This is a genomic window from Polaribacter sp. Z014, assembly GCF_023555435.1.
In the GTDB taxonomy this organism is placed as follows: domain Bacteria; phylum Bacteroidota; class Bacteroidia; order Flavobacteriales; family Flavobacteriaceae; genus Polaribacter.
The window spans coordinates 95025-119598 of the sequence record NZ_JALCZP010000006.1; the positions used below are offsets into that span (position 1 = coordinate 95025).

Consider the following 24574-nt stretch of genomic DNA (forward strand, 5'->3'; position numbering starts at 1 on the left):
GTAAAACTATTTTTAATTGAGTTTAGTTATAAAGATACTTTATATTGTGTAAAGCTTTTGTATTTTTACTTTTCTAAATTTTGTTCGATGAAAATTCACTTTATTGCTATTGGCGGAAGCGCCATGCACAACTTAGCAATTGCTTTACACCAAAAAGGATACCAAGTTTCTGGTTCTGATGATACAATTCACAATCCTTCTAAATCTCGATTAGAAAAATATGGTTTGTTACCAGAAGAATTTGGCTGGTTTCCAGAAAAAATAGGGTCTAACCTAGATGCAATTATTTTGGGAATGCATGCTAAAAAAGACAACCCAGAATTATTAAAAGCACAAGAATTAGGATTGAAAATTTATTCGTATCCTGAGTTTTTATACGAACAATCTAAAGATAAAACGCGAGTTGTTATTGGAGGTTCTCATGGAAAAACAACCATTACTTCTATGATTCTACATGTATTAAATTATCATGAAAAAGAAGTAGATTACATGGTTGGTGCACAACTAGAAGGTTTTGAAACCATGGTACATTTAACTGAAGAAAACGATTTTATTGTTTTAGAAGGTGATGAGTACTTGAGTTCGCCAATAGATATGAGACCAAAGTTTCATTTATACAAACCAAATATTGCGTTATTAAGCGGGATTGCTTGGGATCATATTAATGTTTTTCCAACATTTGAAGGGTATGTAGAGCAGTTTAAAATCTTTACAGATTCTATGGTAAACGGAGGAAGTATGGTTTATAATGAAGAAGATGCAATTGTAAAAGAGGTTGTAGAATCATCAGAAAATCATATTAAGAAGTATCCTTATACGACACCTAAACATTTTATTGAAAACGGAATTACCTATTTAGAAACATCAGAAGGAAACTTACCATTAGAGGTTTTTGGAAAACACAATCTTCAGAATTTAGCAGGAGCAAAGTGGATTTGCCAACACATGGGAATTGATGAAGATGATTTTTATGAGGCTATTGCTAGTTTTGCAGGAGCAAGTAAAAGATTAGAGAAAATTGTAGAAACTCCATCAACAGTAATTTTTAAAGACTTTGCACACTCACCAAGTAAAGTAGAGGCAACTACAAAAGCCGTAAAAGAACAGTATTCTGAGAGAACTGTTTTGGCTTGTTTAGAGTTACACACATATTCTAGTTTAAATGCTGAGTTTTTAGCAGAATATAAAGGAGCCTTAGATGCAGCTGACAAAGCGGTAGTGTTTTATTCTCCGCATGCCGTAAAAATTAAACAATTATCAGCAGTTACTGCGGAACAAATTGCAAATGCTTTTGAAAGAGATGATTTGGTTATTTATACGAATCCAGATGAATTTAAAGCATTCTTATTTAGTCAGAATTTAGAAAAATCAGCAGTAGTTTTAATGAGTTCGGGTAATTATGGAGGTTTAGATTTTGAAGAGGTTAAGGGGTTGGTTTAGTTTTTATGAAACCAAAATGTTTTAAATAAAATGGAACACTTTTAAAACGCCTAAATGTATATGATCGATACTCTTTATCAGTAAAAGAATATTGTAGAATTTTTAGCTTATCTTTTAATTTTATATAAGAATTAATTCGATTAATTTTTTTGATTTCCGCTTGGGAGTTTTCTAAAATTAAAAGGTAAGATTCTAAATATTTACAAGCTTCTTCATTTTTGATAAAAGTTAAACTCTTTGGTTGATTTAAAATTTCTGATGCAACAATTGCATAATTATTAAGATATTTCTCTAACTTTTTATTATTTAAAACTCTCTTTCTAGAGGTTGTTTTGTTAGCTAATAAGTAGCTGTCATAGACATTTCTTAAAGTAATTGTTTTAGAAAAATATAGATTATCATTAATCTGTTTTTGTAAAACGGTAATTAAAGATTGATTTTGAAAAGAAGCAACTGTAATTTTATTTACACTAAAAGAATCTTTTTTTAAAGTTTGGTAATCTAAATACTGAGTGTATGGCTTTTTTAAAACTTTGTTATGCACTTCTACAGCAGCAATACGGTTCTCTTTTACCATTTTAGGATAATGCCAATGAAAGTTCATGTAAACCTCATTTTTAGCGGAATACTTTTGGTCTTTTAAAAGCTGAATAGCTTTTTTAAAATCGGTATTAGAGAAAATAAAATCAATATCGCCCACCATTCTTTCGGCAATATCTTCGTATAATCCTTCAAGTAAGTTTCCTGTTCCTTTTAAGAAAATAGGAGTAATATTATTTGCTAATAAAAGAGTATTTATTTCTTTAGCCTGCTCAATAATTTGCTCATTTCTCTCTCTATTTAAATTAGTAATATGAATCATATAATTCACTAATTCTTCTGGTAAATAATGCAAGAAATTGGCTCTTTTAAGATTGCAATACAAAGCAGGGAATACAAAATGACCAGTACTTACTTTTACAACGGAATCCCAATCTATTTCTGTAGTTTTTAATTGTATTTCAATCTCTTGTTTGTTTTTTTCTTCCGAAGAAATTGTTAAACATTTAGCTACAAAAAAGAGTGTTTCTTTATAATTCATTTTTAAATATTTTCGAAACCGCTTTTATCATTTCTTCATTATTAGAGTAGGTTAGTTGGTAACAGTTTAAAGTACTAAACCAATCTAAAAATATTTGTGCATTTTCTTTTTTTGGAGAGATCCAAGAGTCTGGAATTAATTGCTGAAAAGCAGTTAATTTAGAAATTTTCTCACAAGTTAAATCAGCATCTTTTTCATATTTAATAAAGACCAAATCATTACATGGTAAATGATTAAAGTAATTAGTATTGTTGGGTTTTAAATATCGTACAACCTTGTTTAATCGGGTAAAGTTATATTCTGCGGATGTTTCTAATTCAGGATAAATAGGAAGCAACGTTTCTAAACTGTTTTGTTTGATGGATATGGATGCAGGAAAACTGTACACTTCTCTTTTTTCGATATCTATAGGTACAAAATCGTCTGCTAAACACGTAAAACCGTGTGCTTGTAATAGTGCTAATGAGGTACTTTTTCCGTTGCCTGAATCACCTAGAAATAAGATTGATTTCTTTTCATCGCTTACAGCGGATGCGTGAAAAACCCCCATCCATTTATCTTCTTCTTTCTGATGAATTTTCTGAATAAATTGCATAGAAAACTTTCCTTGAAAATAATGAATATCATTATGACTCCAAGCTCCTATTAGGTTTTTATCAACTATAAGAAAGATGAATTTATTGTTTATAAAAACATCAAATTCATAGTCAAATTTGGTGGTATCATTAATCACTAGATGAGCAAACTTTGGATGCACTAGAGAAAGCTCTTTTTCGCTTAAATAAGAAACTTTAAAAACAACGTTGTTAACTTTGTAATACTTTATAAATTCAAATGAAGTAGGCGTTTTAAGGTCTTTGTAATCTTGGAGTATTTCCGACTCAATATCATTTTTAGTTTCGTAGAATTTTTCTTCTAAATCGATAATAAAATCGATAGTACTATCTGCGGGCACTCCTAGTTTTTTAGATAAACCTTGTGCTATGTCATTAACAGATATGCCTTCATTTAACCTTTTTAAAATATCGGCTGTTTTATTTTCTAAAATTAGATATTCATTATTGTTTTCAAACCAAACAATAGTTTTATCTTCTGCTGTCTTGTATAAGAAATTTGATTGTTTTTTCATAAAGAATAAAAGTAGTTATTTTATTACTTATACAAAACAAAAATGCCTCAAAATTGAGGCGTTTGTTATTTAAAAATAATTATGGTTATCAAATATTTTTTTTAATAAAAGTATACCTTAAACTTAATTTTTACGCCAAAAGAAAGGGGTAAATAAAATTAGTACAGTAAAAAGTTCTAAACGACCAATAAGCATTAAAAAGGAACAAAACCATTTGGCGGCATCAGATAAATGCGCATAACTATTTACCGGACTCACACTTTCAATAGCAGGGCCAATGTTTCCTAAAGAAGAAGCGGCTGCACCTAGTGCAGACATAAAGTCTAACCCAAATAAAGTAAGTATTACAGAGGCCAAAACAAAAATAAGCATGTAAATAATAAAAAAAGATAATATATTAAATACAATAGTAGGTGGTACTGATTTTCCGTCTAATCTTACAGGTATAATGGCGTTTGGGTGTAAGGCTTTCTTAAATTCTAGAAAACTACTTTTAAGCATAACAATATGTCTTACTATTTTTATACCACCACTTGTAGATCCTGCAGAACCACCTGTAAAAAATAAAGCAAAGAAAATACCTGTGGCAAAGAAGTTCCACATAGTAAAATCTGCACTTACAAAGCCTGTTGTTGTTACTACAGAGATCACCATAAATAGAGAATGTCTGATAGCGCTTTCTACTTTTCCATAGACCATTGGATGTACTATGGTTGTTTGTAAATTTGGGTCTTGAAAAAAGATGATGATAATAGCTATTAACATCGAAACACCTATGATTCCAAAAAAGTAATATTTAAATTCTTCGCTTTCAAATACTCTACGAACTTTTCCTTTTAAGGCAAAATAAGTCAGTACAAAGTTTGTTCCTGCTACAAACATAAAAAATATAATAATGTATTGTACTAAAGGAAGGTTGTTATAGAAAGCTACACTAGTATTTTTTGTAGAAAAACCACCTGTACTCATTGTTGCCATGGCATGATTAATAGCGTCAAACCAAGTCATACCCGCAACTTTTAATAAAAAAAATTGAGCAAACGTTAGTGCTATATAAATTAAATACAGTCGTTTTGCCGTATCTGTAATTCTTGGGTGTAATTTATCTGCAGAAGGGCCTGGAGCTTCAGCCATAAAAAGTTGCATTCCTCCAATACCTAAAAGAGGTAAAATTGCAACAGTAAGAACGATTATTCCCATTCCTCCAATCCAATGCGTAGCACTTCGCCAAAATAAAATTCCTTTTGGCATGGACTCTATGTCTGTTAATATAGAAGAACCTGTGGTAGAATACCCAGAAATGGTTTCAAAAAAAGCATCTGCAACACTTGGTATGGTTCCAGAAAGTAAATAAGGTAACATGCCTGTAAGGGAGAGTATTAACCACCCTAAGGATACTATGAGGTATCCTTCTTTTTTTTTAATATTGGTACTTTTAGGTTTATTTAAAAAATAAAGTAAAAGCCCAATAATTATCGTTACAATTCCTGCATTTAAAATACCCCATTTAGCGTCTTCATTATGAAACACGCTAAACGGATACGCGATAAACATAAAAATTCCGTTTAATACTGCCGTAATACCTAAGAAACGAAATATTATTTTGGTGTTTAAACTACTGGTCATAATTATTTGAATAAACGCTCTACAGCAGTTATAGCCTCTGGCAAACAGAATACAATTACTTTATCACCAGTCTTAATCTGCATATTTCCATCAGGTAAAATTGCTTTTTTATCTCTAATAACACCACCAAAAACAGCCGCTCTTGGAACACGTAAATTTTTAATAGGAAATTCAGAAACTTTGGCACCTTCTTGAACCTCAAATTCAAAAACTTCGGCATCTACATTATGTAAATTGGCTAGATCTAAAATTTCACCTTTTCTAATATGTCTAAAAATGTTACTTGCTGCAAGTAATTTTTTGTTAATTAAAGATTGAATTCCAATGGTTTGAGAAATATCAATATAATCCATATTTTCAACTAAAGCCACCGTTTTTTTAACTCCTTTAGATTTTGCAACTAAACAAGACATAATATTGGTTTCAGAGTTTCCTGTAACTGCAATAAAAGCATCTGTTTCTCTAATGTTTTCTTCTTCTAATAGTTCTAAATCTCTTCCATCTCCATGAATAACTAAAGTATCGCTTAGTTGCTCTGCTAGGAACTCCGCTTTATCTTTTTTCTTTTCAATTAGTTTTACTCTAAAGTTATCTTTACAAAGCTTTCTTGCTGTTTTTTCTCCAATACTACCACCTCCAAGAATCATTACATTTTTAATATGAAGTCGCTTTTTACCTGTAATAGGATATAGATCTTTCATACTGTAATTAGGGACACAAAAATAGACTTGGTCGCCTATTTCATAAACAACATCTCCTCTAGGAATAATGGTTTGAGATTCTCCTTGTCTTTTAATGGCAATGGTTATAAAATCTACATCAGAAAATTTTTGTTTGGCCTCTTTAACTGTTAAATTTACAATGGGAGATTTATAGGTTAATGGCGTTCCTAACACATTAAAAATACCACTTTCAAAGGCTACAGTGTCATTAAAAGAAGATTGATTTAACAACATTTTAATTTCGTTTGCGGCTAATTCTTGCGGAGAAATCATAAAGTCTAAACCAAATTGGGTAAAGTCTACTTCACAATTATTTAGAAATTCTGGATTGTCTATTCTTGCAATTGTTTTTTTAACCCCTAAAGATTTACCAATCACAGAAATTGTAAAATTGGTATTCTGGCTATCGGTAACGGCAATTAATAAATCAGCAGAATCAATACCAATTTCTTTTAATAATTTTATGGATGTAGCATCTCCTTTTTTAGTAATAACGTCTAAATGACTGTTAAGATATTCTAGTTTTTCACCATCAAAATCTATGATATAGGTGTCTTGAGATTCGTAAGAAAGAAGTTTAGCTAAGTGAAAACCAACGTCTCCAGCTCCTGCTATGATAATTTTCATAAATTAAATATAGGGATAATGGGCAAATATAGAAAGAGTTTTCATGGAAAAGAGAAATAAAATAAAGTTTTCAGTTTTAATGAAAGTTGAAAATGAATTACAATTCATTTTTTTCTATAAAAAACTGATAAATATCTTTTTTTCTATAAAATAGAAACTTTAGATTTACCACTCAAAAATATAAAACACATTTTGTGAAATTAAATCATTTACGCTCATCAGTCCTTTTAAAAGCAAGTTTTTATTCAATCATATTTTTCTGTATTATTTCTTTTTCTTCTTGTGATAAAAAAGTTGAATACAAGGAAGTTACTAAAGATGATGGTGTTTTTCTTTCGGGTAAAATGATTCCTGATGATCATTTTTTAGGAGATCAAAAATGTAAAGAATGTCATCAAGATCAGTTTAAAAAATGGAAAGGATCAGATCATGATAAAGCCATGCAAATTGCAGATAGTGTTTCTGTTTTAGGTGATTTTAATAATAAAAAATTCGTAAGTCAAGGAGTTACTTCTCACTTCTACAAAAAGGATACGGATTTTTATGTAAATACAGAAGGACCAGATGGTGAAAATCATGATTATAAAATTGTTTATACTTTTGGTGTTACACCTTTGCAACAATTCATTGTGCAATTTCCTAATGGACATTATCAATGTTTAAGAACTGCATGGGATTCTGTTAAAAATAAATGGTTTGATTTATATCCAGATTTTAAGGTTGTGCACTCAGAATGGTTGCATTGGTCTAGAGGCGGTTTAAATTGGAATAATATGTGTGCCGACTGTCACTCTACAAATGTTCGTAAAAATTACGAAGAGAAAACGCATAGTTATGATACTAAGTTTGCAATTATTAATGTAAACTGTGAAGCTTGTCACGGGCCAGGAAAACAACATGTTGCCGATGTAGCTGAATTTGGTGAAAAATATGTTGCAAGCGGAACTTTTCAAATGACTACAGATACTGCACCAAGAGAATTGGTAGATGAATGTGCTCGTTGCCACATGAGAAGAGAGCAGTTTTCTGAGTTTTTTAATTTTGAAGGGACACTTTTAGATCATTATTATCCACAATTATTAGAAGCCCCTTTGTATCAAGCAGACGGCCAAATTTTAGATGAAGATTATGTGTATGGTTCTTTTTTACAGAGCAAGATGTATAATAATGATGTTACTTGTACGAATTGCCACGATGCACACACGTTAAAACTAAAGTTTGATGGAAATAAATTGTGTGCCCAATGTCATGCACCAGAAACATTTGATACACCAGAACATCATTTTCATCAACCAAATACAGATGGTGCAAAATGTATAAATTGCCACATGCCTGGTAGATTTTATATGGGAAATGATTTTAGAAGAGACCATAGTTTTAGAATACCTAGACCAGATTTAAGTGTTAAATACGGAACGCCAAATGCATGTGCAGGTTGTCATAAAGATAAAGACGATGTTTGGGCGGCCAAAAGCTTTAAAAAACTATTTGGAGAAGTAGATTCTATTCATTTTTCAGATAAATTAGCACCAGGAATTACCATGCAACCTAACGGACATGTGGGGTTAATTGAATTGATGCATGACAAACATCAACCAGAATTAGTAAGAGCTTCTGCCACAAAAGTATTGTCTAATTATAATGCGCAAAATTTTGTGCAAGATTATATTTCTCTTTTAAATGATGATTCTGCCTTAGTAAGAGGTGCTAGTGTAGATGTTTTAAGTAGTGTAAATAGCACAGACTATACGGCATATTTTTTACCACTTTTAGAAGATCCAAAAAGAAGTATTAGAATTAAAGCTTTTTATGGATTAGGAGGCGTAAAAGAAGCAGATATTCCTGAAGTTTACAAAGAGAGTTATGCTAAAGTAAAGAAAGAGTTCTACTTAAATTTAAAAACAAATGCAGATTTTGTAGGATCAAGAATGAAAAGAGGAGATTATTATTTGAAACAAGGTAATATGGCAAAAGCTATAGAAAGTTTTGAAAGTGCCTTGTCAATTGATAATATCAATAATCAAATCAGAATAAGTTTAGCTACATTATATTACAATAATAAAGAGTATAAGAAGGCAGAAGATGCTTTTAAGATTGTTATTGAACAAGAACCAAAATATGGGCCTGTTTATTATTCTTTAGCTTTAATGTATGCAGAATTAAATAGAGTAGATGAAGCAATTGTTCAGCTTAAGAAGGCATCGAAAATAATGCCAGATAATATTCGTGTTTATTATAATCTGGGTTTATTATATGATAAAAAGAAAGATTATAAAAATGGAGAAAAAGCCTTGGTTTCTGGTCTTAAGGTAGAAGGTACAAATGAAGGTTTATTGTATGCGTTGGCTTATTTATATTCTAAGTCTGATCAAAATGAAAAAGCGAAAAATATTGTACAAACATTAATTGATTTGTATCCAAACAATCAGCAATATAGAAATTTTTTAAATCAATTATAATGATTTTTTACTAGCTTTAGTTAGTGTTATTTAGCTTCTAATTTTAGAACTTATCAAAATAGTTAACTTTCAATTTTGTATTTTTATAAAAAAAGAAAATGGAAAAGTTAACTATTAAATCTTGGGCTTTAGATGATAGACCAAGAGAAAAACTGTTGGCAAAAGGAAAGGCAGCACTTTCTGATGCAGAATTAATAGCAATCCTTATTGGTTCTGGTAATAGACAAGAAAGCGCAGTAGCTCTTTCTAAAAGAATTTTACAAGCTGTAGATGGCAACATAAACGAGCTTGCAAAATTATCCGTAGAAAAATTAACAACATTTAAAGGCATAGGAGAAGCAAAGGCAATTGCTATTATTACGGCTTTAGAAATAGGAAAAAGACGGCAGTTAGAAATTGCCTTAGAAAAACCTAAGATTACCAGTAGTAAAGATGGTTTTAATGTAATGCAACCTGTTATAGGGGATTTAGAGCACGAAGAATTTTGGGTGTTGTTTTTAAATAATTCGAACAAAGTTTTAGCTAAAAGTCAGATAAGCAAAGGAGGTTTAACAGCTACTGTGGTAGATGTTAGATTGTTGTTTAAAAGAGCCTTAGAATTGGCATCTGTAGCAATGATTGTATGTCATAACCACCCTTCAGGGAAATTGCAACCTAGTAATGCCGATAAACAACTTACTCAAAAAATTAAAGAAGCAGGAAACACTTTAGATATAAAACTCTTAGATCATTTAATAATTACTGAAAAAGCGTATTTTAGCTTTGCAGATGAAGGGTACTTATAGTCTTCAGTAGACAGTTTTCAGTCAGTACATCACTGAATACTGAGGACTGAAAACTGCCAACTAAATAAAACATGATACTAGTTTACACACATAAAATTACACCGAGAGTTCGTTATATCTTTAAGCACATTCTTACAAGAACTTTATTAATTCCTGTAGATTTTACTTCTAAAGTTGAAGAATTTGTGGCTTTTAATGGGCCTAAAATGACCTATACAAAAACACCATTAGGGAATGAGTTTTTTGTAAAAAGTAACAGTTTATTATTTGAACAAGGTGTTAATGATATGGAGATTTCTATTCAAAAATGGGATGAAGTTCCTTGTTTCTTTAAAACCGGGCCAAAATCTTCTATTCCTTTTGATGTTTTTGCGGCAAGTTTCTATCTAATTACTAGATATGAGGAGTATTTACCACATGTAAAGGATATTCATGGACGTTATACTGCAGACCAAAGTTTAGCGTATAAGCATCGTTTTTTAGAAAAGCCAGTAGTAGATATTTGGGCGTATAAATTATTAGATGCTTTAAAAGAAAAGTTTCCAGATTATGAATATAAAAAACGTGAATACAAATTTATTTCTACGATAGATATAGATAATGCTTACGCTTATAAATATAAGAGTTTAGTAAGAAGCGTAGGTGGTTTTTTAAATGATTTAGTTCATTTAAGAATACTTAATGTTTGGAATCGCTTTGCTGTGACTTTTAATATTAAAAATGATCCTTTTGATACTTTTCATAGAATTTTAAAAGTTAGAAGAGAACAAGATGTTAAAACTATTTTTTTCTTTTTAATTGGAGATTATACTACTTTCGATACCAATGTCTCTGCATCTAAAAGAAAGTATAGATTACTAATTAAAGAAATGGTAGATTATGCCAAAGTTGGTTTGCATCCTTCTTATTTTACGATGAACAATGCTCCTTTATTAAAAAAAGAAAAACACAGATTAGAAGAAATTATTAATTCACCAATTCAAAGATCTAGACAACATTATTTACGCTTTAGTTTACCAGACACCTATCAAAATTTAATAGATTTAGAAGTAGAAGAAGATTATTCTATGGGGTATGCAAGCAATGTTGGTTTTAGGGCAAGTACATGTACTCCTTTTTATTTTTACGATTTAGATTTCGAAATTCAAACACCTTTAAAAGTATTTCCTTTTGCCTTAATGGATACTACTTTAAATGATTATATGAAACTAACTCCTAAACAATCTTTAGGTAGAATTAGAGATATAAAAAACGAAGTAAAAGCGGTTAATGGCTGTTTTATTACTTTATTTCATAATGAAAGTTTAAGTGATTATTTACGTTGGAAAGGTTGGAAAAGATTGTATGAATCTATGGTTAAAATAGCAGTTTCGTAATGATTCGATATGTTAAAAGGAAAGATTTAGAAGTAGTAAAATATGATGCTTGTATTGATAATTCTTTGCAGTCCAATATTTACGGATATTCTTGGTATTTAGATATTGTTGCAGATAATTGGGATGTTTTGGTTTTAGATGATTATAAAGCGGTAATGCCAATTCCTTGGAAAAAAAAGCTATTTATTAAATATGTGTATCCCCCTTTTTGGTTAATTCAATTAGGTGTTTATTCTATAGAGGTTGTAGATGAAAATGAATTTTTAATTGAATTGTTTAATGATTTTAAATTTGCAGAAACTAGAACAAATACCTACAATTCTTTTTCTATGTTTAAGGCTTATGAAAGAGAGAGTGAATTGCAGATTTTATTAATGGAAAATGATTATGCAGCTCTTTTTAATAACTATAGAAAAGATAGAAGAAAAGATGTAGCCAAAGCAAAAAAGTTAGATTTAATAGAGAAATGGAATGATAATTCTGAAGAGTTAATTGAACTTTTTAAAAATAATGTAGGTAAAAGAACTCCATATATTGTTGAGAGAGATTATGATGTTCTTAAAAAACTAATTACTATTTGTTTAGAAAAAAAGGTAGGAGAAATTCTTTCTATTTATGATAAAGATGATAATTTGGTGGCATCAGGTTTTTTTCTGAAATATAAAAAAAAGGTTACAATTTTGGTGTCATCTACAGATTTTAAAAACCGAAAAAATGGTGCGAATACTTTTTTAATTGACCGTGCAATTTATAAGTTTGAAAAGAATTTTAGTGTTTTTAACTTTGGAGGATCATCACTACAGACTATTGCAAAATATTTTTTAAGTTTTGGAGCTTCTACTTTAAAATATCCACAGATAAAATACAATAACCTACCTTTTTTATTAAAACTTTTTAAGAAGTAATATTGATGAACCTTTCAAATTGTTTGGGTATTTTTTTATTGAAAATTAATTTAGAAAAATCTTCTGAATAGCTCTTTTTTTCTTTAATTACTTTACAAGGATTCCCAACAGCAATAGAATTAGAAGGGATGTCTTTTACAACTACAGAGTTTGCTCCAATAATTACATTATTACCAATTTTTACTTCTGGTAAAATGGTAGTATTTGCACCAATCCAAACATTATCACCAATAATAATTGGATTCCCCTTTATATGATTTGTTAAATTATCACCATCATGATTAGAGGAAATAATAGAAACACCTGGAGCTAGTTCTATATTACTACCAAAAATAATTCCGTTACTCGCTTGAATGTAGTTGTGAATATTATCACCTGGATCACAAAGAATTCCTTTTGATATTTTTTCTGGAGAATGTACTTTTGAAGTAAAATGAACAGGCCATTTTACTTTTGGATTTAATCTAAATAGTTTCTGAGGTATTAAGTAATGAAAAAATAAAATATAATAACGTTGGTAACCATATTTAGGTCTGTAATATTCTGGATATAAAAAATTTATAATCCATCCAAAAAAGAAGAAATCTAGTTTTTTAAACATTATTTTTTACAAGCTGTTTTAAATGATTTAAAAAATAGGCGAGTAATACTAAATAACCTATTCCACCAAAAATAGCAAGAATTATAATTGTTATGGTAATATCTAAATAAAAATATCCAACATAAATTGCAATTATATTAATTACAAACAAATAACTATTAAAAATTAAACTTTCTAAATTTTTATTTAAAACCACAATTAAACTACTTATGGGGTTAAAAGAAGCTCTTGCAAAGATAAGTATAGATAGAATTAAAGTATAAGTTTTTAAGTTAAGCCATTTCTCACCTAAATACAGTTCTAAAATGTATAGTCCAATTGTATTTATTAGAACAAGAAACCCAAACATTATAATAAGATTTGTACGTACAATTCTTTTAGTAAGTTTATACAATTCATTTTTATTTTCTTTAAAAAGTTCAGAAGATTTTTGAAAGAAAACTTGAGAAATAGAAGTAGAAATTAGAGATAAGGGAGTTCCTAAAATTTTGATGCTAAAAAAGTAAACTCCTGCTTCTTTTGCTCCGAAGAAACTAAGGATTAAGATAGGCATTAAATTAGTTGCTAAACCATTAATAGTGTTAGAAGGTAGCAAATATTTTACAATGGAGGCATTAGAATTGATGCCTTTTCTTATTTTTCTAAAATTTGGTATAGAAAACTCACTTTTATTTCTGAATAAATAATAAACTAATAAAAGCAGTTGAGAAATTAAAAAACCAATGATTAAACCTAATAGATTATAAAAACTATAAAGTAACATTTGTAAGGCTACATTGCTAATTGTAAAAAAAACCCTGGCATTAGAAATGGTCGAAAATTCTTTTTTAAAGGTGAAAAAACTTTCGTTAACGAGGTTATATGCAAACAATAAGGCACCAACTATAGATATAAAAATAATATGTATAGAAAGTTTTTCTTCAAAAAAGTAATTTGATGTAAGAAGTAGAATAAGTATGATAACTATTGATAAAAATGGAATTAAAATCAATAAAAAATTATACCAATTTATACTTTCGTTTTTATCTTTAGCAATAATAATACATTTATCTAATTGTAATGTTGTAATTATAGATACAATACCAACAATACTTATAAAAACGCCAAAAAATCCATAGGCTTCTTCTCCATACATTTTTGCTAGAAAAACTGTTCCAATAACCGCTATAATTTGTGCAATTATAGTTCCTCTAAACATTATAAGAATGTTTTTATAAAAAAAAGATAATGGGTTTTTGTGTATTTTAGCTTTCAAATAGTTTCTTTGTTCAAATATAATGTAAATGAAAAATATACAACACGTCTTTTTCGATTTAGATCACACTTTATGGGATTTCGAAAAAAACTCAGATTTAGCTTTTCAGAAAGTTTTTACCAAACATAGTATTTTGGTAAGTATCGATTCTTTTTTAACTGTTTATAAACCTCTAAATTTTAAATATTGGAAATTATATAGAGAAGAAAAAGTAACTAAAGAAGAGTTAAGATATGGCAGATTAAAAAAAAGTTTTGATGCTTTAAATTATACAATTTCAGATGATTTAATAGATGAAATTGCTATAAATTATTTAGAATTTCTACCTCATTTTAATCATCTTTTTGATGGAACATTTGAGATTTTAGATTATTTAAAAAGAAAGTATACATTACATATTATTACCAATGGTTTTGACGAAGTACAGCATAAGAAAATGATGAGTTCTAATATATATCATTATTTTGATAAAATTATTACTTCAGAATCTGTAGGGGTTAAAAAACCAAATGCAAAAGTGTTTAACTATGCTTTAGAACTTGCAAATGCAGATAAAAGCAATTCAGTTATGATTGGCGATAATTTAGAGGCAGATATAGAAGGAGCTATAAATGTAGGGATGCAAGCTATTTATTGCAATTTTGAGAATAATTCATTTAATAACAATGAGTTAATTTCTGTAAAAACACTTTTAGAAATTAAACAATATCTTTAGCTTAAATAACGTTTTCTATTTAATATAAAGAAAAGTTAATTTATACAGAATAACCTAAAATATCATACAATTTAGCGATATTGCATCAGCAAATAATAGATCTCTTCAATGAGAAATTAATTTAATATTCAATTAAAATGATTAAAAAAATAATATGTAGTTTTTTGTTTTTAATAACAATATCAGCATTTAGTCAACAAGAAAAAATAAATAATTACAAATATGTAATTGTACCAGAACGTTTCGATTTTTTAAAGACTCCAGATCAATATCAAACAAGTTCTTTAACAAAGTTTCTTTTAAAGAAAAAAGGGTTTGATGTTTTTTTAAGTAATGAAAAATTACCTCAAGATTTAATGCTAAATAGATGCAAAGCATTAACTGCAATTGTTATTGATGATTCTAGCATGTTTACAGTTAAAAGTAAAATAGAAATGCAAGATTGTAATGGAAACGTTTTATATAGTTCTGAACTAGGTAAAAGTAAAGAGAAAGATTATAAAAAATCCTATCAAGAAGCTATTAGAGATGCTTATGATTCTATGGTAGATTTAGAGTATAATTATACTCCATTACAAGAAGAATCTATTAAAGATGCAGGTTTAGTGGTGGAAGAAGTATTGGCTGTTCAAAAAATGGTTTCTAAAGAAATTGCTGTTCCAAAAGGTAGTTTAGAGGTTTTGTATAGTCAAGCTAAAAAGAATGGTTTTCAGTTAGTAGATACTACTCCTGCAGTTGTTTTTCAGATTTTAAAAACAAATGTAAAAGATGTTTTTGTGATAAAAGATAAAAATGGAATTATCTACAAAAACGGTAATAACTGGGTAGCGGAATATTATGAAAATGAAGAATTAGTAATAAAACATTACGTTATTAAGTTTTAATAGTCCATAACAAATTTAAATTTAATAAAATTTGGTTTTTTAAAACCTCATTTTATAGTAAAAAAAGATGTCATCTGGAAATAATTTCTGATGACATCTTTTTTTTTGCAAATAATAAATCTATTATTATTTAATATTTATAACTGTCTTTCCATCTATTCTTTAAGGTTTCTCTAAATTGATTTTCTCTTGCGTTGTTGCCTGGTTCATATAATTTTGTTCCGGCTATTTCATCGGGTAAAAATTGTTGTTCTATAAAGTTATTTGGGTAGTTGTGCGAATATTTATATTCTTTACCATAATCTAAATCTTTCATTAATTTTGTAGGAGCATTTCTTAAATGAAGTGGAATAGATAAATCTCCTGTTTTTTGAACCAAACTTTGCGCTTCATTAATGGCCATATAAGAAGCATTACTTTTAGCGGAATTTGCTAAATAAATGGCACATTGACTTAATATAATTCTAGATTCTGGATGACCAATAACAGAAACTGCTTGAAAAGTATTATTTGCTAAAATTAATGCAGTTGGGTTGGCATTACCAATATCTTCCGAAGCTAAAATTAATAGCCTTCTAGCAATAAATTTTACATCTTCACCACCTTCAATCATTCTAGCCAACCAATAAACAGCGGCATTTGGGTCGCTACCTCGTATAGATTTTATAAAAGCAGAAATAATATCATAATGTTGCTCACCCGTTTTATCGTACCTAACGGTATTTTTCTGGATTTTTGCTAACACTAAATCATTAGTTATTTCAATTTCATCATCAGCAGAAACTAATAATTCGAAAATATTTAAAAGCTTTCTGGCATCTCCTCCAGAAACCTGTAACAATGCATCCGTTTCCTTTAAAATTATTTTTTTGGTTGATAAAAGGGCATCTTTTTCCATAGCTCTATGTAAAAGAGCAACAAGATCTGTTTTATCAAAAGAATTTAGAATATAAACCTGACAACGAGAGAGTAGGGCGGGAATCACCTCGAAACTAGGGTTTTCTGTAGTAGCACCAATTAATGTTACCCAACCTTTTTCTACAGCTCCTAAAAGAGAGTCTTGTTGAGATTTACTAAATCTATGAATTTCATCAATAAAAAGAATCGGATTTTTAACAGTGAATAAACCACCGCTTTTTTTAGCCTTTTCTATTATTTCTCTTACATCTTTTACACCAGAACTAATAGCACTTAAAGTATAAAATGGACGTTTAGATTCTGTAGCAATAATATTGGCAAGTGTGGTTTTACCAATTCCAGGAGGTCCCCATAAAATTAACGAAGGAATAATTCCTTTTTTAATTAAGTTGGTTAAAATACCCGTTTTACCTACTAAATGTTGCTGACTGATATAGTCTTCAAGAGTTTTAGGTCTAATTCTTTCTGCCAAAGGTTCATTCATTCAGTAAAAATAATAAAGATTTCTGACAGAAATTGTAAAAATCTAAATTGGTTCTATTTTTGTTATTTTTATGCTTGATGAAAGAACAGGATCAATTAAAAATATCTAAATCAATTTTCTTAATTCCGGTTGCATACATTGTAGCAATTTGGTTTATTTATTGGATTGAAATTCAATTTGATTTAAATTTTAATAAATACGGAGTTTATCCAAGGACTTTGGTGGGGTTTAGAGGTGTTTTCCTAACACATTTTATACATAGCAATGTTAGTCACCTTTTTAATAATTCTATTCCTTTATTTGTACTTTTAAGTAGTCTTTTTTATTTTTATAAAGATGTAGCGTATAAAGTATTACTTCTTGGTGGTTTTTTTACAGGTTTTCTAACTTGGTGTATTGCTAGAGAATCGTATCATATTGGAGCAAGTGGAATTGTATACCTCCTTTTTAGTTTTGTTTTTTTTAGTGGAATTATTAAAAGACACTATAGATTGGTGGCCTTATCTTTAATAATTATATTTCTTTACGGAAGCATGATTTGGTATGTGTTTCCTATAAAAGAAGGTATTTCTTGGGAAGGACATCTATCTGGTTTTCTAGTAGGTGTTATTTTTGCAATTCTTTATAGACATAAGGGAATTGTAAAAGAAGAGCATCAATTTACAGAAACAGAATTTGATACTTTGTTTGATGAACATGGTAATTTTGCTCCGCCAAGAATAGAGGGGGAGTTAGGTGATGAAAGAATTGAGGATAATTTATAGATTAAAATAAAAAATCACTTTGATAAAATGTATCATAGTGATTTTATTATTTTTGCTAACTGCTAACTGCTAACTGCTAACTGCTAACTGCTAACTGCTATTCTTTGTCTAACCGTTTCATATAAGAAAACACCGCAAGCTACAGATACATTTAAAGAAGCTATTTCTCCTAGCAAAGGTAATTTTGCTTTATAATCTACCATTTTTAAGATGGAAGGATTTACTCCTCTATGTTCAGATCCCATAATAATTGCCATGGGTTGTTTAAAATCAACATCATATATAGAATCTTCAGTTTTTTCAGTGGCAGCAACTGTTTTAATTTCTGATGCTTGTAATAAAAAGATAGCATCTTTAATGTGATCTACTTTACAAATAGGAATTTTAAAAGCGGCACCTGCTGAGGTTTTTATAGTTTCGGCATTTACGGGAGCACTTCCGTTTTTCTGAATAACAATTCCATTAACTCCAGAACATTCTGCCGTTCTAATAATGGCACCAAAATTACGTACATCAGATACTTGATCTAATAATAAAAATAAAGGAGTTTTTCCTTCTTCTACTGTTTTTTCAATCAATTCTTCTAAATCGTAAAACTCTACAGGAGATATTTGAGCAACAGCACCTTGATGATTACTGTTTTTAGATAATCTGTCTAATTTTTCTACAGGAACCATACTTGTAGTAAGGTTGTTTGTTTTAATTAACTTATTCAGTTCGTAAAACAATTCTCCTCTTAGTCCTTTTTGTAAGTATATTTTATTAATTGAAGAACCACTTTCTATGGCTTCAATTATGGCTCTAATACCAAAAATATTGGTAGTTGGTGTAGTTTCTGTTGTCATAGTGCAAAGGTATGTTAATTATTGAAAATATTAGACAAAAAAAAACCACCTCTTTAAGAGGTGGTTTAGATAATAGGTTTTAAACTAGATTAATGTTCATCTTCTGAGAACCCTGTTCTTTTATAACCTACAAGGTTGTATATCGTTGCTGAAGTATCATCAGAGAATGTTATATCTAAAGAGATTCCATCAGAAGTATTACCTCCAGAGGTAACCGCTGTTCCTTTACTAATGTTGGCATTAGTGATATCTATAGTTATTTTGTAACCTTCATAATCACTAGCTAAATCAGATCCACCAAATGATAAATCATTTGTATTTACTGGTGTTTTGGCTTTAAATTCCCAAAATGTTCCAAAATCTTCAATCCACATTTCTGTTCCGTCATCATTAGCTGTGTTATATGTACTAAGGTGGTAATAGTCTCCTGTTCCATTCACTTGTACAAACCAATCCCCTGCCATTTCAACTACAGATGTAGCTCCTGGATCAGGATCACCTCCTTCATCACATGATGTAAATCCTAGTATCAATGTTAAGAAAAGTGTTATTTTTAATATTTTAATATTTTTCATTTTATATTTTGTTTTTAATTAAAATTGAAGTTGTTCTAAATGTACTTCAAAAACATATGCTCCATCTCTCCAATCAGTTTTGAAATCAATTGTTTTAGCAGCAGCATCAACTGTAAATTCTAACATTTCTGCATCTCCACCAAATGTTTTTACATCAAAATCTTTATTTTCTATTGAAAAATCATTTGGCCCATTTACTTTAATTGTAGCTCCTGGGGCACCATAACCAGTACCAAGAACTCTTCCTAATTCGTACCATGCTCCAATACCATCTGAAATTTGATATATACCATCTGATTTTTTCCAAATCATTACATATTCCATATTCTGATATTGATCAGATGTTGTTCCGTTTCTTGAAACTGAAGAAACATAAACACCCGATAGATCAGTTACAAGGTCTCCCTTATCACCAATTATAATAGTTCTTCCTGAAGAAGCTAAAAAACCATCTTTATTTTCTGCTGAATAAGAAACAGTATAAATGTCTGAAACATCTTTACTAAAAGGTAACCCTCTGTATAGTCCCGCTGACATAGTTGTAGTTACTTCTACTGGTTGGCCTGCTTCTAAAGCTGTAGCACCAGGTTCTACGTATTCTGTTCCATTTTTCAATAAAACTTCCTGATCTCCTGATAATGTAAAAACTGCAAAGTTTGTTACTTCAGAGATGTCATAAGAATCATTCTCAACACAGCCATTAGCTATTAGTGCAACTGCTATTAGTGTTATATAAATTGATATTTTTTTCATTGTTTTATTTTTTTTTAATTAATTAGCCCACCAAACAGGTTCTGTAATCTTAATTATTTCTGGTGTATTAGTATTGTTAATAACTTCAGAATTTGGAAACTCTAAACGCTGAGGAAAAACATTACCTGTAGCACCATTAACAGAATATGTAAATCCAGTTGGATATCCTGTTCTGTTATGTTCAAAAAAGGATTCAAATCCATTACCAGGAAATGATGATATCCATTTTTGAGTTATAATTGCTTCCACTTTTTGTTCAAGTGTTCCTGCTGATGGATATTCATAAGCTCCTCCAGAAGCTATATAAATCGATCCATCTAGGCCCCATTTACTAAAATTTGCTAATACAGCTGCATCATATAATGCTTTTGCATTTGCGCCTGATTTGTATCTTAAATCGGCTTCTGCTTGTAAAAATAAGCTTTCTTCCTTACTAATAAAATAAACAGGAGTAGTTGGTGATAATTCTACCACAGATATACCAACAGGAGAAGCTGTGCTAGAATAATCTCCTTGTGCTAACGGAGCACCTGCGGCATAAAATGAATTTAACCTAGAATCTCCCTTATCTGAAAGATATGTATGCATAGTTGCACTAGCTCTTAGATTTGTGCTAGTATTTAATTGTCTTCTATCACTTTCATAAAGAGGATTACTATTATTAGGTAAGTCTACAAAATTATGCATTGATGCATCTTCTGCAAGAAAATTTGATAAACTTGCAGCTCCAGAAGCAACACTAGTTCTTGCTTTACTTTGTCTAAGAAGTATTTTTAGTTTTAATGTATTTGCAAATTGAACCCATTTAGTCATATCACCACCAAAAACAAAGTCATCATTTGAAGGAGTACTCCCTTGAGAAGTTGATAGGTTTTTTGATAGTGCGGTATCTAAATCTGCAATCATTAAATCATATACTTCCTCACCAGTATTAAATGTTGGTGTAAAGTTTGTTAAATCATTTGCTTCAGCATATGGTATTTGATCATACCAATCCGCTAAGATTTGAGAGCCATAACTTTCCAAAACGGTTGCTATTAAAAAATAGTTCCAGTTTTGTTGAATTAAAGCATTTCTTTTAATATTTCTAATATCACCTAATGCATCAAACATATTTGCCCATGGGCCATTAAAATTGGTAGAACCAATTTGATAAGCATCAATTGTTCTATATTGGTTTGCAGCATTACTCTGTGTAAAGAACTGTGACCACATTCCTCCAATTATTGCGAATTCAGCACCTTGAGCACCTGCTATTCCTGCAATACCTGCAGGTAATTGTGTAGCAAATTCAACCCCTTCAGGTGAAAGTAAATCTGGGTCTCTGTTTATATCTAACTGGTCATCACATGATGAAAATAAGATTAATAAACTTAATAGAGAATAAATTATTTTTTTCATTTTTATTATTTTTAATTATTTAAAAAGATACTTTAAAACTCATACCATAAGCTCTTTGTGCTGGGTTACCAGCAAACTCTCCGAATTCACTAGATAAATCACTACCATAAGTAGATACTTCAGGATCTACATAAGGGTTTTCATTTGGTGTCCATAAAGCAAGGTTTTTACCATAGAAAGTTACAGAAAACCTTGATACTCCCATTGCGTCTATTACAGAGCTTGGAAAATTATATGATAAAGAAAGATCTCTTAGCCTAGCAAAGGTTTTATCAATAGTATGGTTAGCTTCGTATGCAGGGTTACTTCCTGTACCAAAATAATCTGTTACTCCTCCAAAAGTTACTGGTGTAGAGTTTTCTGAATAAGTACCATCGTTGTTATCAATAACTGAGTTAGGTATAATAAATGGATTACGATCATTATATGTAGTAGAAATTGCACTACCTGTAAAATTAAGAAGTCTATTAGTATAAGAATACATTACACCACCTTTCTTGTAGTCCATACTAAAAGATAAAGTAAAGTTTTTATATTTAAAACTATTTTGTAATCCCATTACAAAATCTCTCTGAGACGTTCCAAGTTCTTTTTCTTCTGTTCCTAAAACTGGAAATCCTGTAGATGGATTTACAATAGTTTGACCTGAATCTGTTGTTTCAGCTCCTGCAAATCTAAATACTCCCAGTGGTCTACCAATTTCGGCATAAAGAGTTGTACCATAGGCACTTTGAATAGAAAGTCTATCAGCTCCTTTTAAATCGGTAACTTCATTTTTGTTTTTTGTAAAAGTATAAGTCATTTCCCAACTAAAATCATTTGTTTTTACTGGGTACCCACTTAATAATAATTCTATACCTTTATTAGATACGTCTGCAAAATTACCTGTTACTTGTGAATAACCTGTTGATCTTGGTAATACTCTATCAATTAATAAATCTTTGGTTTGTTTATCATAGTAAGCAGCATCGATTGATATTCTATTATTAAAGAATCTACCTTCTAATCCAACTTCATATTCAGTGGTAATCTCAGGTAATAGTGTATTGTTACCTAATTGACTTGACAATTCAAATGAATTTACACCATTTATAGGGAAAGTGATATTACCAAAATAAGCACCAGCATTAGCTTTCACCAAAGTTGATTCAGTATTGTATGGATCTGTATCATTTGCTACTTGTGCTAACCCTCCTCTTAATTTTAGAAATGATTCAGTATCATCTAAAACGATTCCACTTACAGAAACTGATGGGTAAAAATAAGAATTATTCTCAACAGGAAGTGTAGATGACCAATCATTCCTTGCAGTTGCAGTTAAAAATAAACGATTTTTATAAGATGCAGTTGCAGATGCAAATACCCCATAAGTTCTTCTTAATGTGTTGTTTTGAGTTATTACTGGAGGTACCGCACTATTAGATAATTCATAATAATTAGGAATATCTAATATTGAAATTGTTGATCCAAGATAATCTGTTGATCTTTGATTAAAAGTAGCTCCAAGTGTTGCAGCAATATTTAAATTATCATTTATGTCATTATCATAGTTAATAACACCATAAGTATCGTATTCAACTCTTTCAACTTGTGATTCACTAACACCTCCAACAACTTCATTTACAGCCAAAAGATCTTGTGCAGATCCTTCAGAATATTTAACCACTGCACCATGACTTTTTACTTTTTGGTTGGTTAAATCCATACTCATTTGCCAAATAGCAGTTAATTTTGGTGTCAATTTATATGAAAGATTCACATTTCCAAAAACTCTATTACTGTTTATTTTTGTTGAATTTTCGTTTAATGACCAATATGGGTTTTGTGCATACGGTGTATAAAACCAATCGTTTGTATTAAAAATATTACTTTGATCTTCCATGTCAACAATACTTATGTCTCTTGGGACTTGAAGTAATTCTTGCATGAATATTTTTCCTTGACCAGCATCATCACCACTTCCTGTATTTGTGGCATTTTGTGATTTTTTTATAAAGTTAATTGCAGTACGAATTTTAAATTTTTCGTTTCCTACTCCACCATTAAAACTTAATGCTTTTCTTTTATAAGAATCTGAATTGGTTGGTATTACTCCATCACTATCAGTGTCTGTAAATCCTAAAGAAAAGTCAGAGTTTGTACCTCCACCACTAATTCTAATAGAGTTTGTATAGGTTTCTCCAATGTCATATGCATCTTTTACATTATTTGGTAAAGCAGAATAAGGTTTTAATTGTTGAGAATCATTTACAATCTGTCCCCACACTCTATCTTTGTTATCATATGCAGGTCCCCAAGATCCATTTTCGTTAGAAGCTCCATTTCCACCTGTTGGTAGTCCAGATTCATTTGATCCAGCCCAACCTTGTCCAAAACTATTCTGTAAATGTGGTATTCTAGAAACCTCTGAAAATTCAACTGAACTATTAATGTCTACTTTTACTTTAGAGTTTGTTTTTCCTCTTTTTGTAGTAATAATAATAACACCTGTTGAACCTCTCGATCCGTAAATTGCAGTAGCAGAAGCGCCTTTTAAAACATTTATTGATGCAATATTATTAGGGTCTATATCATTTATACCAGTACCTCCATCAAAAGATCTACCTGAAGTAGAACCATTTGCAGAGTTGTTAATAGGTGAACCATCAACAATATATAAAGGAGCATTTGAACCTTTAATAGTACTAAATCCACGAATGATTACTTTTGTTGAAGAACCTGGTTGCGATGGAGACGTAATATCAACACCTGCAATTTTTCCAGATAAAGACTCAAAAGGATTGTTTGTTGTAACTTTAGTTAACTCTGCTGCTGTAACTATAGTTGCGGCGTAACCAGTAGATCTTTTTTGTCTTTTTTGTCCGAAAGCTGTAACAACAACTTCATCTAAAACACTAGCATCTTCTAACATTGTTACGTTAATAGAACTAGAATTAGCAACTTTTTTTGTAGTTACTTTGTAACCAAGATATCTAAAAACTAAAATGTCTCCAGATTTTGCATTGATACTATATTTACCATCAAAGTCTGTTTCTGTACCCTTTGCAGTACCTTTTATTAATACACTTACTCCTGGTAGAACCCCTGAATCATCAGAAACAGTACCGGAAATAGTTTTTGTTTGTGCAAACGAAATTTGCACGACTAACGCTAAGAGTAGCGTCAAAAATCCATTAAACTTTGTCTTCATTGTATAATTATTTGAATTAATTAACCCCAAAAATCTTAA

20 protein-coding genes are annotated in these 24574 nt (G+C 29.9%); 8 read left to right on the forward strand and 12 right to left on the reverse strand.

The genetic code is table 11. The features are described from left to right. Window positions 1–87 precede the first annotated feature (87 nt). Window positions 88–1440 carry a UDP-N-acetylmuramate--L-alanine ligase gene (locus tag MPF19_RS09650; RefSeq protein WP_249988038.1) on the forward strand — a complete coding sequence of 451 codons (1353 nt, stop codon included), beginning with the start codon at window positions 88–90 and terminating at the stop codon, window positions 1438–1440. Here MPF19_RS09650 and MPF19_RS09655 read toward each other — a convergent pair. The 4 genes from MPF19_RS09655 to trkA all read right to left on the reverse strand — a co-directional run bounded on the left by MPF19_RS09655 (window position 1424) and on the right by trkA (window position 6625). After that, a complete protein-coding gene (locus MPF19_RS09655; RefSeq protein WP_249988040.1) occupies window positions 1424–2521 on the reverse strand; it encodes a nucleotidyltransferase family protein in 1098 nt (365 codons plus the stop codon). The genes MPF19_RS09650 and MPF19_RS09655 overlap by 17 nt on opposite strands. Further along, on the reverse strand, window positions 2511–3650 hold the full coding sequence (locus tag MPF19_RS09660; protein WP_203392020.1) for a phosphoenolpyruvate carboxykinase (ATP): 1140 nt from the start codon (window positions 3648–3650) through the stop codon (window positions 2511–2513). The genes MPF19_RS09655 and MPF19_RS09660 overlap by 11 nt, the downstream gene beginning before the upstream one ends. 123 nt (window positions 3651–3773) lie before the next feature. Continuing rightward, window positions 3774–5276 (reverse strand): TrkH family potassium uptake protein, encoded by a 1503-nt coding sequence (locus tag MPF19_RS09665; protein WP_249988042.1) that lies wholly within the window; start codon window positions 5274–5276, stop codon window positions 3774–3776. Between the two features lie 2 nt (window positions 5277–5278). Then, entirely contained in the window at window positions 5279–6625 is a 1347-nt protein-coding gene (gene trkA / locus MPF19_RS09670; RefSeq protein ID WP_203392022.1) for a Trk system potassium transporter TrkA, read from the reverse strand. A gap of 194 nt (window positions 6626–6819) precedes the next feature. On the opposite strand from trkA, the gene MPF19_RS09675 reads away from it, so the two are divergent. The 4 genes from MPF19_RS09675 to MPF19_RS09690 all read left to right on the forward strand — a co-directional run bounded on the left by MPF19_RS09675 (window position 6820) and on the right by MPF19_RS09690 (window position 12150). After that, window positions 6820–9084: a tetratricopeptide repeat protein gene (locus MPF19_RS09675; RefSeq protein WP_249988044.1), complete on the forward strand. Its 2265-nt coding sequence runs from the start codon at window positions 6820–6822 to the stop codon at window positions 9082–9084. Between the two features lie 98 nt (window positions 9085–9182). Beyond that, window positions 9183–9869, forward strand: a complete 687-nt coding sequence (radC, locus tag MPF19_RS09680; protein ID WP_203392023.1) for a RadC family protein — start codon at window positions 9183–9185, stop codon at window positions 9867–9869. Between the two features lie 71 nt (window positions 9870–9940). Then, entirely contained in the window at window positions 9941–11245 is a 1305-nt protein-coding gene (locus MPF19_RS09685; protein ID WP_203392024.1) for a polysaccharide deacetylase family protein, read from the forward strand. Continuing rightward, complete coding sequence (locus MPF19_RS09690) at window positions 11245–12150, forward strand: hypothetical protein (RefSeq protein ID WP_249988045.1); 906 nt, start codon at window positions 11245–11247, stop codon at window positions 12148–12150. Before MPF19_RS09685 ends, MPF19_RS09690 begins: the two co-directional genes overlap by 1 nt. On the opposite strand, the gene MPF19_RS09695 is transcribed toward MPF19_RS09690, so the two are convergent. Both MPF19_RS09695 and MPF19_RS09700 read right to left on the reverse strand, forming a co-directional pair. Further along, entirely contained in the window at window positions 12140–12751 is a 612-nt protein-coding gene (locus MPF19_RS09695; RefSeq protein ID WP_203392026.1) for a DapH/DapD/GlmU-related protein, read from the reverse strand. The two genes, MPF19_RS09690 and MPF19_RS09695, sit on opposite strands and share 11 nt — an antisense overlap. Beyond that, window positions 12744–13949 (reverse strand): oligosaccharide flippase family protein, encoded by a 1206-nt coding sequence (locus MPF19_RS09700; protein WP_249988047.1) that lies wholly within the window; start codon window positions 13947–13949, stop codon window positions 12744–12746. The genes MPF19_RS09695 and MPF19_RS09700 overlap by 8 nt, the downstream gene beginning before the upstream one ends. Window positions 13950–14034: 85 nt before the next feature. Here MPF19_RS09700 and MPF19_RS09705 point away from each other — a divergent pair, with 85 nt between their 5' ends. Both MPF19_RS09705 and MPF19_RS09710 read left to right on the forward strand, forming a co-directional pair. Beyond that, entirely contained in the window at window positions 14035–14721 is a 687-nt protein-coding gene (locus tag MPF19_RS09705; RefSeq protein WP_203392028.1) for a YjjG family noncanonical pyrimidine nucleotidase, read from the forward strand. A gap of 137 nt (window positions 14722–14858) precedes the next feature. Beyond that, window positions 14859–15605, forward strand: coding sequence for a hypothetical protein (locus MPF19_RS09710; RefSeq protein ID WP_249988049.1), 747 nt, complete (start codon window positions 14859–14861; stop codon window positions 15603–15605). Window positions 15606–15735: 130 nt separating this feature from the next. Here MPF19_RS09710 and MPF19_RS09715 read toward each other — a convergent pair whose 3' ends face one another. After that, a complete protein-coding gene (locus tag MPF19_RS09715) occupies window positions 15736–17007 on the reverse strand; it encodes a replication-associated recombination protein A (protein WP_249988051.1) in 1272 nt (423 codons plus the stop codon). A 77-nt stretch (window positions 17008–17084) separates the two neighbouring features. On the opposite strand from MPF19_RS09715, the gene MPF19_RS09720 reads away from it, so the two are divergent. Beyond that, window positions 17085–17771, forward strand: a complete 687-nt coding sequence (locus MPF19_RS09720) for a rhomboid family intramembrane serine protease (RefSeq protein ID WP_249988053.1) — start codon at window positions 17085–17087, stop codon at window positions 17769–17771. Between the two features lie 83 nt (window positions 17772–17854). Here the strand turns inward: MPF19_RS09720 and rlmB are convergent, their stop codons facing one another. The 5 genes from rlmB to MPF19_RS09745 all read right to left on the reverse strand — a co-directional run bounded on the left by rlmB (window position 17855) and on the right by MPF19_RS09745 (window position 24535). After that, on the reverse strand, window positions 17855–18616 hold the full coding sequence (gene rlmB / locus MPF19_RS09725; protein ID WP_249988054.1) for a 23S rRNA (guanosine(2251)-2'-O)-methyltransferase RlmB: 762 nt from the start codon (window positions 18614–18616) through the stop codon (window positions 17855–17857). Between the two features lie 89 nt (window positions 18617–18705). Beyond that, on the reverse strand, window positions 18706–19191 hold the full coding sequence (locus MPF19_RS09730) for a lipid-binding protein (protein ID WP_249988056.1): 486 nt from the start codon (window positions 19189–19191) through the stop codon (window positions 18706–18708). An 18-nt stretch (window positions 19192–19209) separates the two neighbouring features. After that, complete coding sequence (locus MPF19_RS09735; RefSeq protein ID WP_249988058.1) at window positions 19210–19944, reverse strand: BT_2262 family domain-containing protein; 735 nt, start codon at window positions 19942–19944, stop codon at window positions 19210–19212. Between the two features lie 18 nt (window positions 19945–19962). Then, window positions 19963–21345 (reverse strand): SusD/RagB family nutrient-binding outer membrane lipoprotein, encoded by a 1383-nt coding sequence (locus MPF19_RS09740; protein WP_249988060.1) that lies wholly within the window; start codon window positions 21343–21345, stop codon window positions 19963–19965. Between the two features lie 19 nt (window positions 21346–21364). After that, window positions 21365–24535: a SusC/RagA family TonB-linked outer membrane protein gene (locus MPF19_RS09745; protein ID WP_249988062.1), complete on the reverse strand. Its 3171-nt coding sequence runs from the start codon at window positions 24533–24535 to the stop codon at window positions 21365–21367. Window positions 24536–24574 lie beyond the last annotated feature (39 nt).

Bases quoted from the DNA above. Each gene is read 5' to 3' on its own strand.
- MPF19_RS09650 (WP_249988038.1), top strand. From the start codon at position 88: ATGAAAATTCACTTTATTGCTATTGGCGGAAGCGCCATGCACAACTTA.
- MPF19_RS09655 (WP_249988040.1), bottom strand. From the start codon at position 2,521: ATGAATTATAAAGAAACACTCTTTTTTGTAGCTAAATGTTTAACAATT.
- MPF19_RS09660 (WP_203392020.1), bottom strand. From the start codon at position 3,650: ATGAAAAAACAATCAAATTTCTTATACAAGACAGCAGAAGATAAAACT.
- MPF19_RS09665 (WP_249988042.1), bottom strand. From the start codon at position 5,276: ATGACCAGTAGTTTAAACACCAAAATAATATTTCGTTTCTTAGGTATT.
- trkA (WP_203392022.1), bottom strand. From the start codon at position 6,625: ATGAAAATTATCATAGCAGGAGCTGGAGACGTTGGTTTTCACTTAGCT.
- radC (WP_203392023.1), top strand. From the start codon at position 9,183: ATGGAAAAGTTAACTATTAAATCTTGGGCTTTAGATGATAGACCAAGA.
- MPF19_RS09685 (WP_203392024.1), top strand. From the start codon at position 9,941: ATGATACTAGTTTACACACATAAAATTACACCGAGAGTTCGTTATATC.
- MPF19_RS09690 (WP_249988045.1), top strand. From the start codon at position 11,245: ATGATTCGATATGTTAAAAGGAAAGATTTAGAAGTAGTAAAATATGAT.
- MPF19_RS09695 (WP_203392026.1), bottom strand. From the start codon at position 12,751: ATGTTTAAAAAACTAGATTTCTTCTTTTTTGGATGGATTATAAATTTT.
- MPF19_RS09700 (WP_249988047.1), bottom strand. From the start codon at position 13,949: ATGTTTAGAGGAACTATAATTGCACAAATTATAGCGGTTATTGGAACA.
- MPF19_RS09705 (WP_203392028.1), top strand. From the start codon at position 14,035: ATGAAAAATATACAACACGTCTTTTTCGATTTAGATCACACTTTATGG.
- MPF19_RS09710 (WP_249988049.1), top strand. From the start codon at position 14,859: ATGATTAAAAAAATAATATGTAGTTTTTTGTTTTTAATAACAATATCA.
- MPF19_RS09715 (WP_249988051.1), bottom strand. From the start codon at position 17,007: ATGAATGAACCTTTGGCAGAAAGAATTAGACCTAAAACTCTTGAAGAC.
- MPF19_RS09720 (WP_249988053.1), top strand. From the start codon at position 17,085: ATGAAAGAACAGGATCAATTAAAAATATCTAAATCAATTTTCTTAATT.
- rlmB (WP_249988054.1), bottom strand. From the start codon at position 18,616: ATGACAACAGAAACTACACCAACTACCAATATTTTTGGTATTAGAGCC.
- MPF19_RS09730 (WP_249988056.1), bottom strand. From the start codon at position 19,191: ATGAAAAATATTAAAATATTAAAAATAACACTTTTCTTAACATTGATA.
- MPF19_RS09735 (WP_249988058.1), bottom strand. From the start codon at position 19,944: ATGAAAAAAATATCAATTTATATAACACTAATAGCAGTTGCACTAATA.
- MPF19_RS09740 (WP_249988060.1), bottom strand. From the start codon at position 21,345: ATGAAAAAAATAATTTATTCTCTATTAAGTTTATTAATCTTATTTTCA.
- MPF19_RS09745 (WP_249988062.1), bottom strand. From the start codon at position 24,535: ATGAAGACAAAGTTTAATGGATTTTTGACGCTACTCTTAGCGTTAGTC.